Below are 297 nucleotides of genomic sequence, written 5' to 3' on the forward strand. Positions count from 1 at the left end.
TAATAACTGGTCAAGTTATTAAGGGCGCAGGGCGGATGCCTTGGCACTAAGAGCCGATGAAGGACGCGATAAGCTGCGATAAGCTTCGGGGAGTTGCACGTAAACTTTGATCCGAAGATTTCCGAATGAGGAAACTCACTTAGAGTAATGTCTAAGTATCATTAAGTGAATACATAGCTTAGTGAGGGGAACCCGGGGAACTGAAACATCTAAGTACCCGGAGGAAAAGAAAGAAATTCGATTCCGTAAGTAGCGGCGAGCGAACGCGGAATAGCCCAAACCAGTGAAGTTTTCTTC

Annotated in this window: 1 rRNA gene; it reads left to right on the top strand. The window is 46.1% G+C overall.

Annotated elements, in window-relative coordinates:
• Positions 1-8 precede the first annotated feature (8 nt).
• Positions 9-297 (top strand): 23S ribosomal RNA (locus tag LEQ07_RS19880); the annotation flags it as partial.

This window comes from Paraclostridium sp. AKS73, from assembly GCF_025671395.1.
Classification (GTDB): Bacteria; Bacillota; Clostridia; order Peptostreptococcales; family Peptostreptococcaceae; genus Paraclostridium; species Paraclostridium benzoelyticum.